The organism is Kitasatospora phosalacinea (genome assembly GCF_030268885.1).
In the GTDB taxonomy this organism is placed as follows: domain Bacteria; phylum Actinomycetota; class Actinomycetes; order Streptomycetales; family Streptomycetaceae; genus Kitasatospora; species Kitasatospora phosalacinea_C.
Window position 1 is genome coordinate 33758 of sequence record NZ_BSSA01000043.1, and the last position, 15512, is coordinate 49269.

Annotated in this window: 16 protein-coding genes; 15 read left to right on the forward strand and 1 reads right to left on the reverse strand. The window is 71.3% G+C overall.

The window, feature by feature from the left end; translation table 11 throughout:
• The first annotated feature begins 207 nt into the window (after positions 1 to 207).
• From QSK52_RS36400 to QSK52_RS36455, 12 genes are all read left to right on the forward strand, one after another.
• A complete protein-coding gene (locus QSK52_RS36400) occupies positions 208 to 987 on the forward strand; it encodes a GntR family transcriptional regulator (RefSeq protein ID WP_285740559.1) in 780 nt (259 codons plus the stop codon).
• Positions 987 to 1817: a GNAT family N-acetyltransferase gene (locus QSK52_RS36405; protein WP_285740560.1), complete on the forward strand. Its 831-nt coding sequence runs from the start codon at positions 987 to 989 to the stop codon at positions 1815 to 1817. The genes QSK52_RS36400 and QSK52_RS36405 overlap by 1 nt, the downstream gene beginning before the upstream one ends.
• A 112-nt stretch (positions 1818 to 1929) precedes the next feature.
• Entirely contained in the window at positions 1930 to 2196 is a 267-nt protein-coding gene (locus QSK52_RS36410) for a hypothetical protein (protein WP_285740561.1), read from the forward strand.
• Positions 2193 to 3371 carry a hypothetical protein gene (locus tag QSK52_RS36415; protein WP_285740562.1) on the forward strand — a complete coding sequence of 393 codons (1179 nt, stop codon included), beginning with the start codon at positions 2193 to 2195 and terminating at the stop codon, positions 3369 to 3371. The genes QSK52_RS36410 and QSK52_RS36415 overlap by 4 nt, the downstream gene beginning before the upstream one ends.
• A gap of 79 nt (positions 3372 to 3450) precedes the next feature.
• Entirely contained in the window at positions 3451 to 4929 is a 1479-nt protein-coding gene (dnaB, locus tag QSK52_RS36420; protein WP_285740563.1) for a replicative DNA helicase, read from the forward strand.
• Between the two features lie 219 nt (positions 4930 to 5148).
• Complete coding sequence (gene tpg, locus QSK52_RS36425) at positions 5149 to 5697, forward strand: telomere-protecting terminal protein Tpg (RefSeq protein ID WP_285740564.1); 549 nt, start codon at positions 5149 to 5151, stop codon at positions 5695 to 5697.
• 500 nt (positions 5698 to 6197) lie between these two features.
• Positions 6198 to 7049: a hypothetical protein gene (locus QSK52_RS36430; protein ID WP_285740565.1), complete on the forward strand. Its 852-nt coding sequence runs from the start codon at positions 6198 to 6200 to the stop codon at positions 7047 to 7049.
• A 758-nt stretch (positions 7050 to 7807) separates the two neighbouring features.
• Positions 7808 to 7951, forward strand: coding sequence for a hypothetical protein (locus QSK52_RS36435; protein ID WP_285740566.1), 144 nt, complete (start codon positions 7808 to 7810; stop codon positions 7949 to 7951).
• A 170-nt stretch (positions 7952 to 8121) separates the two neighbouring features.
• A complete protein-coding gene (locus QSK52_RS36440; protein ID WP_285740567.1) occupies positions 8122 to 8640 on the forward strand; it encodes a hypothetical protein in 519 nt (172 codons plus the stop codon).
• A 92-nt stretch (positions 8641 to 8732) separates the two neighbouring features.
• Positions 8733 to 9365, forward strand: coding sequence for a hypothetical protein (locus QSK52_RS36445; protein ID WP_285740568.1), 633 nt, complete (start codon positions 8733 to 8735; stop codon positions 9363 to 9365).
• A 515-nt stretch (positions 9366 to 9880) separates the two neighbouring features.
• Positions 9881 to 10405 carry a hypothetical protein gene (locus QSK52_RS36450; protein WP_285740569.1) on the forward strand — a complete coding sequence of 175 codons (525 nt, stop codon included), beginning with the start codon at positions 9881 to 9883 and terminating at the stop codon, positions 10403 to 10405.
• 181 nt (positions 10406 to 10586) lie between these two features.
• Complete coding sequence (locus tag QSK52_RS36455; protein WP_285740570.1) at positions 10587 to 11978, forward strand: hypothetical protein; 1392 nt, start codon at positions 10587 to 10589, stop codon at positions 11976 to 11978.
• Between the two features lie 31 nt (positions 11979 to 12009).
• Here the strand turns inward: QSK52_RS36455 and QSK52_RS36460 are convergent, their stop codons facing one another.
• Positions 12010 to 12288 (reverse strand): hypothetical protein, encoded by a 279-nt coding sequence (locus QSK52_RS36460; RefSeq protein ID WP_285740571.1) that lies wholly within the window; start codon positions 12286 to 12288, stop codon positions 12010 to 12012.
• Positions 12289 to 12390: 102 nt separating this feature from the next.
• Here QSK52_RS36460 and QSK52_RS36465 point away from each other — a divergent pair, with 102 nt between their 5' ends.
• From QSK52_RS36465 to QSK52_RS36475, 3 genes are all read left to right on the forward strand, one after another.
• Positions 12391 to 12612 carry a hypothetical protein gene (locus QSK52_RS36465; RefSeq protein ID WP_285740572.1) on the forward strand — a complete coding sequence of 74 codons (222 nt, stop codon included), beginning with the start codon at positions 12391 to 12393 and terminating at the stop codon, positions 12610 to 12612.
• Between the two features lie 453 nt (positions 12613 to 13065).
• A complete protein-coding gene (locus QSK52_RS36470; protein WP_285740573.1) occupies positions 13066 to 14409 on the forward strand; it encodes a replication-relaxation family protein in 1344 nt (447 codons plus the stop codon).
• Positions 14410 to 14576: 167 nt separating this feature from the next.
• Positions 14577 to 14987 (forward strand): STAS domain-containing protein, encoded by a 411-nt coding sequence (locus QSK52_RS36475; protein WP_285740574.1) that lies wholly within the window; start codon positions 14577 to 14579, stop codon positions 14985 to 14987.
• Positions 14988 to 15512: the final 525 nt, after the last annotated feature.

Below are 15512 nucleotides of genomic sequence, written 5' to 3' on the forward strand. Positions count from 1 at the left end.
CAGGCACAGAGGTGTCCAGGAAGGCTCCCTGAGGCCACCTATCGGACTTCTCATGAGAAGTTTCGACGGGGAGAAACCTCTCATGAGAACTGACCCATCGTCAACCACTTCTCATGAGATGTCGTTGGCCAGGAAAGGCAGTTGATGAACCGTCACGCAGGCACGCCGAAGCTGACTTCTCATGAGAAGTTGCGGTACTGTGCTGCCATGACGAAGAGCCCCACAACCGCAGCGCGCGTGACCGATGTGGCCGCCGACCTGCGTCGCCGCATCGAAGACGGCGAGTTCGATGAGACCGGAGGCCGGCTTCCGTCGACCCGAAACCTCGTCGAGCACTACGGCCTCAGCGCACAAGCCATCGCCCGGGTGGTTGGACTGCTGAAGAGCGACGGTGTCGTGACGGCTCGCCAGGGAGCGGGCGTCTTCGTCCGCCGAGTCAGCCCGCTGACCTGGGAGCTGTCGGCCTTCGAGCGCGGCACTCGACGAGACGATGTCCTCACCGGCCTGGACGACTGGCAGGCGAGCGTAGTCCAACAAGGGCGGGAGCCGGAGCAACGGCTGATCAGCGTCACGGAAGCGCCCGGGGAAGTGCCGCCGCCTTCCGTGGCCCAGTGGCTGGGACTGGGAAGCGGCGAGCTGGCCGTGGCGCGACGCAGGCTCCGCCTGGTCGACGGCGAGCCCATGCAGATCGCCGACAGCTGGTTCCCCGCCTCGATCGCCATCGGCACACCACTGACAGAGCCGCGGGACGTCACGATGAACGGCGGCATCCTCGCAGCTATCGGCAGGCCTCAAACCCGCATCCGGGACGAGATCACATTCCGGATGCCGACGCTCGCTGAAATCGATCGGCTGGAACTGCCAGTCGGCACGCCCGTCGCACAGCACGTGCGAATCGGGTTCGGCCCCGACAACACCCCGGTCCGCGTGATGGTGACCATCGCACCCGGTGATCTGAACGTGCTCGTCTACGAGATGGAGGTCTGATGAACACCGACCAATACCAGGTCCGCCGGGCTACGCCCGATGACGTACCGACTCTGATGGAGATGCGGGCGGAGGCGGAACAGTGGCTCGCCGAGATGGGAGTGGACCAGTGGTCCGACCCGGACCTCGGTGAACGGGCTGTACAGGGGTGGCTGGAGAAGATCAATCGGGGGCGAACCTGGGTGGTCACCCGCTCCGGCCGCATCGCCGCGACGATCAGCCGCGATCGGGCCGACACCGATTTCTGGCGGGAGGAGGACGTCCTGCACGACGCCTTCTACGTCTACAAGTTGATCGTGGCTCGCTCCGAAGCGGGTACGCACCTCGGCGCGCGGCTCCTCGACTGGGCCTCGGTGATCGCGGCCGCAGAGGGCAAGAGCTGGGTGCGACTGGACGTGTGGCGCAACAACAAGGGCCTGCAAAAGTACTACGAGAAACAGGGCTTCAGCCACGTCCGCACCGAGGCTCCCTCCCACCGTCTCAGCGGATGGCTGGGCCAGCGTCCGGCTGGGACCGTACTGCACCCCGACCTGCTGCTCCCGACCATCCACGTCCCGCTGCCGAGCAACCTCGGCACGGAACTTGCCGCGATCCGGGCCGAAACTACGGCGCTGGCATCGAGGGTGGCACAGCTCCGGACTGCGCTTGACGCTACGTCGACTCCGGAAACGGGAACTGCGCGATGGACCTACGACCAGACGCAGGAGCATCTGTTCGCTCTCGACTGCAGCGTGCAGAGCGCAATCCGGGCCATCACCGACGTGGAGACCGAGGCGCAGAAGCTGCCTGAGCCGACCGACTTGGCCTGGGCCTCCGCGCCCCGGCAGTAGTGTCCCCAGAACGGTGGAAGCCCGCCCCTGGCCGGGGGCGGGCTTCCGGAAGCTGCCGAGCGCTAACTCGGCGAACGAGCTGACCGACTGCGAGATCGGAGGTGCGCTCATCTTGAGCGTACGAGAGAAGACCCCGTACACGCGAGAGCGTGTGCCCAACACCACGCCCCGAATGCACGTCCGGGTGAATCCGGCGGCGCGGGAACTGGCGATCAAAGTTCCCGCGGTGCGGGAGCTGGTGGCCGCGCGGGCGGTCAGCAAGCTCTGTCCCCAGGCCGGGTCCGGCAGGTTCGGCGCCGTCGCGGACCTCTGCCCCATCTCCGCCGTCCAGGCCGGGCTGCTCGCGTCGAGCTGCGCCGGATCGGCGGTGGCAGCGTGAGCAAGTCCGCCACGTCGTTCGGCGATACCGCGTTTCTCCGAGGGTGGGAGCCGCCCGAGGAGGTGCTGCTCCAGCGAGCGGTCATCGAGACGGCCGGACTCCAGCCGGAGGATCTGGGTGTACTGGCCGCGCTTCTGCTGATGAACCCGGGCCAGCCAGCTGATGCGAAGACGCTGGCGGCGCAGCTGCGGGCGATGGGCTGGAAGATGAGCCTGGACCGGTTCGAGGTGATCGCCAAGCGGCTCACGAAGGCCGGCCACTTGAGTCGGGAGTCCCTCTACGACCCGAAGACGAAGCGCCCGAAGTGGGTCATCTACGTCTACCGCAACCCGGCCAACAACCGTCCCTACGTCGCCGAGGGCATCGAGACATCGTCGCAGGTCAGGGGCGAAATCGGGGAAAACCCGAGTCCGGAGCCCGGGGCGTCCGACGGACTCGGGGAAAACCCGATTTCGCCTGGTCAGAGCGAAATCGGGGAAAACCCGAGTTCGGGGAAAACCCGAGTCCGGAACGAGGACGTTTCCGCAGGTCAGAGCCGAAATCGGGTTTTCCCCGAGTCCGCGTCCAACCCCCCACACCCCCCGGGGGAGGTAGGAACTACCTCCTCCCCCTACCCCCTCAGGCGTCACTCGCGTGACGCGGCGGCTGCGCCGGGGGAGGCCGGTGCCGCGGTGCCCGCCGAGGCCGTCGTCGAGCTGCCCGCGGTGGACCCGGAGCGGTTCCAGGAGGCGGTGCAGTTCCTGATGCGGCTGCCGGGCAAGTGGGCGGTGGGCCGGTTGAAGGCGCGGGGCCTGGCGCCGGAGCTGGTGCGGGCGTGCGACGACACCGGTTGGGAGCTGGACGTGTCGCTGCGGGCGTGGCTGACCCGCGCGGAGGAGGGCAAGGCCGCCCCGCGGGTGCACGGCACGGTGCTGGAGTTCCGGGTCAAGAACCTGGAGCTGCGCGAGGCGGTGTTCGCGAGCGAGGAGAGCGCCGAGGGTGAGCGCGAGGCGGCCCTTCCCGCCCGGCCCCGTACGCCGGAGCGGCCCCGTGTGCCGGAGTGGTGCGGCGAGTGCAACGACGGCCGGGAGCCGATGAGCCTGATGATGCGCACCATCGCCGACCCGGACATCGAGAGCGACCAGATCCTGCCCTGCCCGAAGTGCCACCCCTCGCGGGTGCGCTCCGGACGCTGAAGTCCCACCGAAACGCAGCGCGGCGGCCGGGAGCCCCTGGAAAGGCCCGGCCGCCGCAGACCCCGCTAGGAGCCTGATCATGACTATCCCCCAGCAGCAGACCGATCTCAACCAGCCTCCCGCCCCCGACGACCTGGACGTGCCCGAGGACCCGTACGAGGACCAGGAGCCCGGTGCGGGCAGGCGCTCCCGTGCCGACCGCCCCGGCCGCGGGCGCGATGCGGCGGTGGCCGGCATCGAGATGGTGCCGCCGCACGACCTGGCCGCCGAGAAGGCCACCCTTGGCGGGATGCTCCTGTCCAAGGACGCCATCGGCGACGTCATCGGCGTCCTGCAGCCCGGTGACTACTACCGGCCCGCCCACCAGCTCATCCACGACGCGATCCTGACCCTGTTCGCCAAGGGCGAGCCGGCCGACGCCATCACCGTCGCGGGCGAGCTCACCCGCCGCGGCCACCTCCAGCGGGCCGGAGGCGCCGACTACCTGCACACCTGCGCGGGCGCCGCGGTGGGCGCCAGCGCCGAGTACTACGCCGAGATCGTCCACGAGCGGGCCGTCTTCCGCCGCCTGGCCGAGTCCGGCACCCGCATTGCCGGCCTCGGCTTCGCGGGCAAGGGCGACGTGCACGAGGTCGTCGACGCCGCCCAGTCCGAACTCTTCGGCGTCCTGGGCCGCGACTCCTCCACCGAGGTTCGCCCGCTGGGCGCCACCGCCGAGTCCCTCGCCGACCGCATCGAGGCCCGCAAGCACGCCAAGGGCGGCCTGCAAGGCATCTCCACCGGCTTCAGGGACCTCGACGCCGTCACCGGCGGCCTGCGCCCCGGGCAGTTCGTGATCATCGCCGCCAGGCCCGCCCTTGGGAAATCCACGCTCGCCGTGGACTTCGCCCGCACCTGCTCGATCGACAACAAGATCCCCTCGGTCCTGTTCTCGCTGGAGATGAGCCGCGAGGAGATCGAGGAGCGGATCATGTCCGCCCACGCCCGCATCTCCCACCAGCACATCAAGACCGGCGACATGAGCGACGACGACTGGGCCCGCTTCGCCCGCTACTACGACGACTACGCCGCCGCCCCTCTGTTCATCGACGACAGCGAGCACCTGACCGTCATGGACGTGGCGGCCAAGGCCCGCCGCCTCAAGCAGCAGCACGACATCGGCTTGATCGTCATCGACTACATCCAGCTGATGAAGTCCGGCACCCGCAACCCCGAGAGCCGCCAGCAGGAGGTCTCCGACATCTCCCGCAGCCTCAAGCTTCTCGCCAAGCAGCTCAAGGTCCCCGTCGTCGGCCTCTCCCAGCTCAACCGCGGACCCGAGCAGCGCACCGACAAGAAGCCGCTGGTCTCCGACCTGCGCGAGTCCGGCTCCCTGGAGCAGGACGCCGACATCGTCATCCTGCTGCACCGCGAGGACGCCTACGAGAAGACCTCCCCCCGTTCCGGCGAGGCCGACCTGATCGTCGCCAAGCACCGGGGCGGCCCCACCTGCACCATCACCGTGGCCTTCCAGGGCCACTACTCCCGCTTCGTCGACATGACCCGCGACGTCACCTGACCGCCCACTGCCCCGAGAAGGGCCCTGGTGGGCCCTCAGGGCGCCTGGAATTCGCCGGGTGCCCTTGGGGGCGGGCGGGGTCGAGATCGCGCCGTAGAAGCGATCACAGCCCTTCGTCCCCCGGCGTGCCCGTCGTGTTGCGCCCGCCGCCGCCATCGCCCCGCCACAGGGGCTCTGACGTGCTGTTTTGACCACCAGTCACATCGAATGGAGATCACCATGGGGGAGATCGACGAAGGCCTGGAGCGGGCGGAGCGCACCCGGCCGATCCCGCAGTCCGTTCCGGCCCGGCTGCGCCACCTGCTGCGCGGCGCGAAGGGCAGCACCAAGCAGCTCGCCGCCGAGCTGGGCGTTTCGCAACGCACGGTGCAGCGCTGGCTGAAGGGCGGCTCGTCCCCGAGGCCGGCCGCGGCCGCGGACATCGAGGCGCGGGTGCGGGCGAGCTGGCAGCCGCGGGTGCGGGCCCGGGTGCGCCGCGAGGCCGAGACGGCGGGCTTCATGCTGCACATCCAGGCCCGCTTCGGGTACACCGCGGCGGGCGGGTCGACGGACGACCCGCGCGAGCGGCTGATCACTCAGCACATGCCCGGCGAGGTGGCCCGGCGCCTGTACGCAGCCCGGGACGCCGGGGCGAGCGAGTCCACCCAGCAGCGCATCCTCGCTGACGGCCTGCGCGAACAGTACTTCCAGGACCGCGGCCGCCGCGCCGACGGCCTGGACGTGGTGCTGGAGGATATCGGCTGGATGGACCTCGATGTCGGTGTCTGACCGGCCGTGGGGCACGCGCCTGCCGTCGGGTGCCCGGCATACAGCGAGGGGCACACCCGTCGGGTGTGCCCCTCGCCGGTTCCGTTAGGGGGGCGGGGAGAGCGTGGACACTCCCTAACCGCTCGGATCCCCCGCCCTACCGGTACGTGCGATGCGAAGCCCAATGCTGGGGGACGACGCCTGCTTGTACCGACTCGCTAAGGCCCTTCTGGAACTAGGCCTTCGCCAACCCCGGCTCGGGAACGCACAACCCCGAGTGGTCCGGCTGGGTGCCGAAGGTCACGCCATCAGGATGCGCAGATCTCCGGAGCAAAGTCAAACGGACTAAAGAGCGCTTCCTGCCGGGCCACCCCCGCCTTCCTGTCTGGCAAAGTACCCTATGGGGTGGGGTTACCCCCGCCTTTGCGGCGGGGGTAACCCCACCCCATAGACCGGCAGTACAATACTTGCTAATACTCAATGCTACTTGAGACATACTTCTGCGAACGGAGGGTGCCCGGGTGCAAGCGAAAAAGACGGCGTCCAAGCAGTCCTCGCCCCAGCGGATCGTGCCGACCAACACGGCGCTCAGCGCCGCCAAGTCCGCCGCCATCCGTGCGCGCAGGCGCGCCCAGGTCCGGTACCGGTTCGTGGAGCGGGAGTACCTCGGCGACCAGGACCCGCCCCTGGCAAGGATGCTCCGCGGAGGACGCGGCGGCCAGGTTCGGCTCAAGCTCTACCTGTCGTATCTGTGGATGCAGACCGACGACTTCGGCGTCTCGCTCGGCTACCCCGCCCGGGCCTGGGCGGCCATGCTCGGCCTCCGCGACCCCGGATCGGCCGGCGCCCGCAGGATCACCGATGCCCAGGCCTGGCTCGAGGAGAACGGCTTCATCGCGGTCGCCAGCCGTCCCGGGCTTGGCAACCTCATCACGCTCCTCGACGACGGCGGCACGGGCCAGCCCTACGTGGTGCCGGGCAGCGCCGCCAACCGCGAGCGACAGGAGCAGGGCAAATCCCTCGCCCACCGTTACATCCAGCTCCCTGCCACTTTCTGGACCGAGGGCCACATCGCGATCCTGTCCGGCGCCGCCGTCGCGATGCTGCTAGCCCTGCTGTGCGAGAAGGGCGGTGGCGAGGGAACCGGGCTCTGGTTCAGCCCCGGCGACGCCGAGCGCCGCTTCGGGCTCAGCGAGGACACCCGCGGTAAGGGCCTGCGCGAACTCGCCGAAGCCGGGATCGTCACCACCAGACGCCGCCCGGTGAACCCCACCGACTTCGACATCCTGCGCATGCGCAACGTCCACGACCTCAACCTTGAACGCCTCGACGAACCCGCCTCGATCGTCAGGACGCTCCAGTCGGGGAAGTAACAACGCCCCGCAACCTCACCCCGCCCGCCCCGAGCCTGCCGGCCGCCGTCACCGCGATCGAGGAGTCCGTCTCCGGCTTCGACACCGCCGCCCTGGGGGAGGAAGCCGTCGCCTGCACGCCGCCCGGCCTGATGCGGATGTCCTGCGGCTGCGCTGCTCCGAGCACCCAGCGCCTGACCCCTACGGGACCCGCGCTCCGAGCCCGGGCAGAACCCCGCAGGGGCCTAACAACTTTGCCGCAGGCAGCTGCTTCCGCCCGGAAGCAGGCCCTGTCCGGTGAAGGAGACCCCCGTGTCGAGGACCGTCCGCCCTGTCCGTCGTCGCCCCGTCCGCGCTTGGAGGTGGCTGCGCTGCAACGCCTCCGCTGTGAGCGCGCTGGCTGCCGTGGCAGGCGTGCTCTTGCCTGTGACCGGGCATCTCCTGCGCTGATTTGCTGGCCGCCAGCGAGGGCCCCCGGAGCTTCCGGGGGCCCTCGCATGTTCTCGCACTGGCGGACCGCGCTCGCCCCTGCTGCAGCGCGCCGACCGCGCCCTGCGCACCGTGCTGCCCGTGATCCTTACCGCCGCTCCTGCCGTCTGTACTGACGGCTGACCGGCCCTCACCCCGCGGCCCCGGGCCGGGCAGCCGCCCGCGTCCGGCGCCTGAGGTCCCAGACCCGTGCACTCCGAGCCCGGACAGAACGCCTCGGCAGCCTAGCTACTCCCCTGCCATCAAAAGCTCCCGTCCGGGAGCAGGCCTGTTCGGTGAAGGAGCCCTTTGTGCTGACGACCGCTCGCCCTGACTGCCGACCCTCCCGCCCCGCCCGTGTCTGGGGGTGGCTGCGCCGCAACGCCTCCGCCGTCAGCGCGCTGGCCGCCGTGGCGGGCGTGCTCCTGCCTGTCGTCGGGCACTTCCTGCGCTGATCTGCGGTGCGGCAGCACACCAACGCGAAAGCAGGCACCTGCTTCAGCAATCTCTACAAAACCATGTGCATGCGTGTGCGTGCGTGAGATGCTCCATGCATGCACCGCATCGGCGTGTGTAAGCGAGTGTGCCGTGCGTACGGCGCACGACCGAAGAAGAGGAGACGGCAGTGAGGCTGCTGCAGGGCACCCCGGAAGAGATCGCCGCGTTCCTGAAGCTGATGGGGGAGGAGACGGAAGCCTTCGACGAGGCGGTCGCCGGGGCGGCCGCCGACGCGGCCGCGGAGCCCGCCACCTGGGCCGGGATCGAGGCGCTGGTCCGCGGCCGGGCGCGCACCGAGGAGATCGCCGAGCGGGTGCTGGCCTACCTGAAGGGCGTGCTCGAGATCGGCGGCGTCGAGATTGAGGCGGGCACCTCGGAGCGGACCCGCGACGGCCTGTCCAACTACGTGATGGTCCGCGACGCCGGCAAGCGCCGCTACGGCGCCGTCGCGTACGTCAACGCCATCAACGCCGGACTCACCCTCCGGCTCACCCCGCACGACGTCGCCGACAACGACGACCCCCGCATCGAGCTGCGCGACGTCAAGGACGGCCACAAGTACGCCGTCAACTGCCCCCTGCGGGACGAGGAGACCATCGACCTGGCCCTCCAGCTCACCCGCCGGGCGCTGGCGAAGGTGCGCTGACCGCGCCCCAGCACGTACAACGCGGGGCGGCCGTCTCGTCGCCAAACTCGCGGCCGCCCCGCCGACCACCGACCCGAACCGGAGGTACCACCATGATCCCGCACACCGTCCCGGCGCAGGAGCGTCGCTGGCACCGCACCGTCGTCATCCGCGGCAAGTCCTACCCCACCCGCTCCTACGCGCCCACCGTTCACGGCTCCGCGCCCGAGCACTACGGCCTGCCGCTGGAGCAGGTCGACCTGCTCTCCGCCGTGCACGAGGCCGCGCACGCCGTCGCCGTGCTGGCCGGCCGCGGCCGCCTGAACCACGTCCAGCTCCCCGCGCCCGCCGCCGGCACCGGCGCCGACAGCCCCGGCGGCGTGACCGACTGGCGCTCCCCGATGCCCACCGTCGAAGGGTTCGCGGCGGTGCTCGGGGCGGGCGAGCGGGCCGCGGACCGGTGGCTGCGCGAGCAGGGCCTGTGGAGCCCCGAGCGGGCCGTGGCGGTGGAGATCGGTGCCTGGGGCGACCGCGAGCTCCTGCTCGACGCGGGCAACCGTGGCACCGTCGGCTTCGGCGAGGAGGACAAAGCCACCGACTACTTCGTCGTCCACGACCTGGCCGACGCGCTCCTCGACCAGCACTGGCCCGCAGTCACCGCCCTCGCCGAGCACCTCGTCGAGCGCCGCTACCTGACCGGCGACCAGGTCGCCGACCTCACCGGCCTGCCGGTCGTCCAGAGCTGACGGACCGCCCGGTCACCCGACCAGCGCGAAGGGCCCGCCGGAGCCTCCGGCGGGCCCTTCCGTGCTTCCGCACCGACGGGCCGTCAATCGCTGCGCCGGAGCGCACCGCGGCCGCGTCATCTTCGTGCGGCCGTGGCCGATACCGGGATGCGGCCGCGCCCGAGGGTCCGCAAAAACTCCGCGCGGAGGTGAAGTGCATTCTTCGCGGGTTTCCTCGCATTTTTATTTGAATAATCCGCGCCGGAATTCGGTGGACCGGATTTATCCGGTGCTACGGTACGGGCCACCGGAGGAGTTTTCCCCGGGGGGCTGCCCGTGCATTTGTTCGGGCGTATTTCTCGACCAGGGACCGAGGCGCGGGCGTGGAGAGGGACGAAGCGGCGGCAGGGGAGCCGGGGGCGGCGGACGGCGCACGCCGCTGCCGGGTGTGCGGGGAGGCGATCCGCGCGGGTGGTGCGGGGCAGCGGCCGGAGTACTGCAGCCGGTCCTGTTCCTCGAAGGCGTACCGGGGACGGGTGAAGGAGCGCCAGGAGGCGGCTGTTGCCGAGGCCGTCGACGCCGCCCACCGCGCTGCGGGCGCCGATGCCCTCCTCGGTGCCGTGCCCGAGCAGGAGCAGCCCGGCGGGGAGCCGCTTCCGCGGGACGCCGGGGAAGCGGGGCGCGAGGATGGGCCGGAGCGGCGGGTGCTGCGGGAGACGGCCGCCGCGGCGCGCGAGCGCGCCGGGTGCCGGGCGGCGGTGGCCGCCGTCGAGGACGTTCTCGACGGGTACCGCGCCGCCGAGCGGGCCGCTCAGGACGCCCTCGCCTGGTGCCTGGCCCAGGCCATGGAACTGGGGCTGGATGCCGGGGACGTGCTGGCCGCGCTGGACGGGAGCGACCCCGCACCGGAGCAGGAGTCCTGGGTGGCCGTGCCGGTGAGGCTTCCGGGCAGGCCGATGCGGCTGGAGGACGTGACGCTCGACCCCGCCCGCGAGCCGGGCCGCCCGAGCGCATGGTTCAAGGCCCCGCGGACCCGCGGACCGGACGACCTCAAGTTCTGACCGGCCGCGCACTTCCCCGCCGCCTTCCGCATCGACGCGGCGTGAGCGACAGCAGGCGCGGCGGCGGACCGGCCGGCCGACGCCGCGGCGCCGGCCTGCCGGGCTCATCGAGCAGGCGCAGGCCGCCCTCGCCGACGTCGCCGACCCCTGGAACGGCGCCAGTGCCCAGGAGCGGGTGCTGGTGGAGGAGCTGCTCGCCGCCGACAACGGCGGCGGCCTGGTGGACGACGACGCCTTGGCCGCCCTGGCGCAGCGGGCTGCGCAACGCGTTGCGCAGCCGGAAGCGGTGCAGCAGGCGGTGCCCGCCGCCCGCCGAAGCCGCCCCGCGCCGCAGGATGGGGACGGAGCGCCGCCTCCCCATTTTCCGCGCGCCGAGAAAATCGGCCGCCGTCAAGATTCACCGGGCTACGATCCGGTCGTGAATTCCGACGCGCACGAAAAAGACGACCAGGGCGGCGGGCAGGCCGACCAGAAGCTGTGCGAGGTCTGCGGCACGCCCCTGCCGCGCAGGCAGGGCCGGGGCCGACCCGCCCGCTACTGCACCGACAGCGCCTCCTGCCGCTCCAAGGCATCCCGGGCGCGCCAGCGCACCGCCCGCCTGACCGACGGGCAACTGCTCGACGCGCTCAAGGCCGTGGCCCCGATGCGCCCCGGTGCGGCCGACGCGATGCCCCCCGGCCCGCTCCAGCGCGTGGCCGCGCTCGGCGAAGCCCTCGGCGGCGCCGCCTACCACTACGCCGCCACCGTGCAGGCCGACGGCGCCAGCGCCCAGGCGCTGGAGCGGCTGCGCCAGGTCGTGGCCCTGTTCTCCGGCCAGCTCCTGGAGGCCGCCGAGCAAGCCCATCGGGACGCCCTGGCCAACCCACCAATTCCGTTGCGCGCGGAAAACGGGTCAGCACCAAGGTTGGTGGCGGCCCGTCCGGGCGGGCCCGGCGGGGCATCAAGGTGGGGGTCCGGCCTTGACGGGGCGCCAATATCCGCGCGCAACGAAAACCGGGCGCCCGCCAACGAGTCGCCAATTTTGCAGCGCGCGGAAAATGAGTCGGCGCCAAGGTTGGTGGCGGCCCGTCCGGGTGGGCCTGGCGGGGCATCAAGGCAGGGGGCCGCCCCGGCGCCTGCGGTGCCCGGCTTTGACGGGGCGCCAATATCTGCGCGCGACGAAAACCGGCCGCCCGTCAGCGAGCCTCCAATTTCGCAGCGCGCGGAAAAAGCGGCCGACACCACCCCTCCGCATGCAGGCACCCGGTACGCCTCCGACCCGCTCGACCGGGTGCCGATCAGCCGTCGCGGCCTCGGCCCCACCGAGTACGCCAGCGTCCTGACCGAGATCGGCCCCCACTGGGCGATCCGCGGCTGGTACGACCAGGACCACCTGTGCCTGATCGCCCGCGGCGACGAGCTCGTCGGCTGGGTGGAGGAAGAGCCCGGCAGCGGCTGGCTCGCCTTCGTCGGCCTCGAATCCTCACACACCTACCTCGTCGACGGCCAGGACCGCCCGGTCCTGCTCGCCAACGCCCGCCTCGCCGCCTGCGCCCTCTCCCTGGCCCTGCGCCAGGATCCGGCCCGGACCTGACACGGGCCGGTGAACCCCGCCGCCTTGGACCTCACCGGTCCGAGGCGGCCTCGGCGGCCGCGCGCAGCCGAACCACCGTCGCGGCCGCCGCTTCGCGGGTCACCGTGTCCTTGCTGTCGGCCAGCAGGCCCAGCAGCTCCACCGCCGCGGTGAGCACCGGCACCGGCACCGCCGCCTCACGCAACAGCAGCAGCTGTTCGGCGGCGCGATGGCCGGCCGACCCGGAGGACTCGCCGGTGGGCAGCAGCGCGGTCAGCCCGGCGCCCAGGCCGGGCCGCCGGGAAGCGGGATGAGGGGAGGGGTGCGTCATGCCTGGACAACCCGCCCGGCCCCGTCCGGGTCACGCCCACTCGCGTCCGGCAGCCAGCACCGCGACCGAGGCTCAGCGCCGCCCTGGCTACACTCCGGCTCCATGACACTGATCTACGAGACCCAGGAGCAAAAGGGTCACGGGAAGCAGAACTACTACTGGAACGAGTACAGGCTCGAAGGCGACACCGTCGCCAAGTACAGGTGCTACCGGCGGAAGTTCTTCGACGGCGACGAGAACGCCTGGGACGAGGGTGAATCGCTCCAGGAGTCCTGGGGACTTGACGATCCGGGCATGCCCGACTGGCTGAGGAAGTACCTCTGAGCACGGCCTTACCCCTGTAGCTCCAGGTACCGGGGCGCTGCTGCGGTGCCGGCTTCTTCCTCCGCGACTGCTTGCCCCGGGCGGCCAGCCGAACTCACCGGCCGTCAAGGTTGGTGGACAGCCCCGGTGCATGCTTCCGCAGCACCTACCGCTCCCCCTGCCGAACCCCCTGCCGCAAGGTTCCGGCCCTAGGCGGTCAAAAGCGCAGGTCAGACCGCCTGAAAAGGGCTCACCGGAAATCCCGACAACCCTTCTTGTCCTCCCCCTGTCCTTCCTGTGCTGTTGAGTGTGTGGGCTGGTGGGTGGGGTTGGGGTTGGGCGGAAGGGTTCGACGGCCGCTCCCGAGCCGCTGGGGCTCTCCCTCCACCGGCCGGGCGGCCTCCCGGCGGAGCCGGGGCGCTGCGCGCGGCCGAGGGGACCGGGCGGGCGGCGGGCGAGCGAGAGGGGCAGAGCGTGAGCGAGGACCAGGCGGTGGCGGGCGGGAAGGCGTGGGCCGGGTCGGCGGACTACCCGAACAAGTCGACCAGCAAGCTGCGCGGCGACGTCCTCGCCGCGCTCGGCGTGCTGAAGGTCGCCACCGCCGATCAGCTCCAACGGATCGTCCGCCCCGCCCTCAAGTCGAACAAGGCGGTGCGGGCGGCGCTGCTCGACCTCCACCTGCACGGGCTGACGGCCTCCGACGGGCACACCGCGGAGCGCGAGAAGCTGTGGCGGCTGACCGGCCACGGCCTGGAGGCGGCGGAGGAGGTGCTGCCCACCGGACGCGACCTCGGTGGCATCGCCCGCGGCGCCGGCCGATCCGGCGCACCCCACAGCATGATGGTCAACGAGACGATCATCGCCGTACTGCGCGGGGGCACCAGCCCGCTCGGCGGCCCCGGCGTCGGGGAGATCGCGGACTGGTCGACGGAGACCGTCCACGAAGTCGGCCCCAAGATGCGCGCCATCACCGACGCCGTGCTGCGCGCCCCGCAGCTCGGCCTGCCGGTGCTCCTGGTGGAGGTCGACCGGGGCACCATGACGCCGGAGACGGTGGCCGCGAAGTTCGAGCGCTACCGCCGGTTCTTCGAGCGCACCGTCAAGCGCGGCGAGGAGACCCGGCCCTACTGGCACCTGATGTACAACCACCGGCCCCGGGCCGTGCGGGGGCAGGACCCGAACGAGGTCTTCCCACCGGTCGCCATCGTCTTCGGCGGGCGCCTGGGCCCCATCGCCCTGCAGAACCGCCTGGAGGCCGTCCAAGACGCCTCCCAGCCCTTCTGGCAGCCCCGCTGGACCCGGGGCAGCGACCCCGACGAGCCCTACTACTGGGACTACAGCGGCACGATCCCCATCATCGCCACCACGCTCGCGCACCTGCGCAAGTTCGGGCTGACCGGCCCGGCCTGGCAGCGCTACGGCCACCACGGCCGCCTGGAGACCCTCGCCGACGCCCTCGCCGACCCCGACGGCTGGGATGCCTACCGCAAGCGCCAGAACGCCCGCCAGCAGGCCGCGAAGAAGGCCCGGGAGGCCAAGAAAGCCCAGGAGCACGAGCAGGACATGCAGCGCCGCCACTGCCCCACCTGCCACCGACGGCCGGACGACCCGAGCTACCACAACGAGATGGACGGGAGCTGGGACGGCGAGGAGGAGTGCCAGCCCTGCCGCGCCGAGTCCGACCGGGCCCGCGAAGCCGAAGCAGCCCTCGCCCTCAAGGCCGCCGACGAAGCCCGGGAAGCCCGGCTCCGGGCCCGCGAGCCGAAGCCGGACCCGGAGCCCGCGCCCGAGCCCAGGAAGCGCCGGTTCTTCCGGTGACCTCCAGAGCTGTCACGACCCCCTGTCACGCCCCCGCCGAGAAGGGCGCGACAGGGGCACTGCTACGCCCGGTGAGCAGCGCAAACACCCCCCAGCGCCCACCTGTTGGCCGGGCGCGACAGCACTACCGGGGCAACCCGTCCCCACCGCCATGGCAAGCTGACCACGTGGCCACACAGGACTTCGATTCGACCCTGCGCATCACCACCTTGCCCGCCCCCACCCCCGCACGCGTGCTGCACCTGGCCGGCGAACTGGACTACGACAGCCTCCACCAGCTGCGCGGAGCCTTGGCCGCCGCGTTCCAGGACCGCCCGCCTCTGCTGGTCCTGGACCTTGCCGAACTGGACTCGTGCGACTCCAGCGGCTTGAGCGAGCTGATCACCGCCAGCCGCAACCAGCACGGCATCCCCATCGTGCTGGCAGCACCCACACCCCGGGTCCAAGGACTGTTCGACCTCACCGGGGTGAACCAGATCCTCGCGGTGACCGCGAGCGTCCCGGCCGCAATCGAGCAACACCTCCTGGGCGGAACCACGCACTCCGAGAATTCGACGGAGAATTCACACAGGCCCTGAGACGGGATTTTCAAGCGGGGAATTTCTGATGCAGGGAAGGCCGGTTTTCCTCACATTATCTGGGAGGAATGCCATAGCGCCTCCTCCCAGAGGGGAGCCCCTTAACGGCGAGATCGTCTGACGGTGCAAAGTGAAGCACCTGCGAGGATGACAGGCCGTCTGGCGGAATGGCATGACCCGCAGGAAGCGGGGCAGACGAACGGCGGGTGCCCGCCGATGCCAGTCGAGCCCCGGCCGGTCCGACATGCAGCCGGCGGGCACCCCTCTCCCTAGTCAGCCCGGCCGAAGGCCGCCCCTCCGTCAGCCAAAAACCCAGGCCAACGAGTTGACCGGGCATCAGCCGACCCGGCCGCCGGAGCGAAGCGGAGGCGCGCCCAGGCCCAGAGCGAAGCGACGGGCCGCACCGCGGCGAAGCCGCGGTGCCGGACACGCGCAGCGGGTCCAGGCCGCCCGAAGGGCGGCCCCCTCGCGCGGAGCGCGAGGCGAACCGAAGGGCCGAAGGCCCGTAGGGACCCGCTGCGCGGG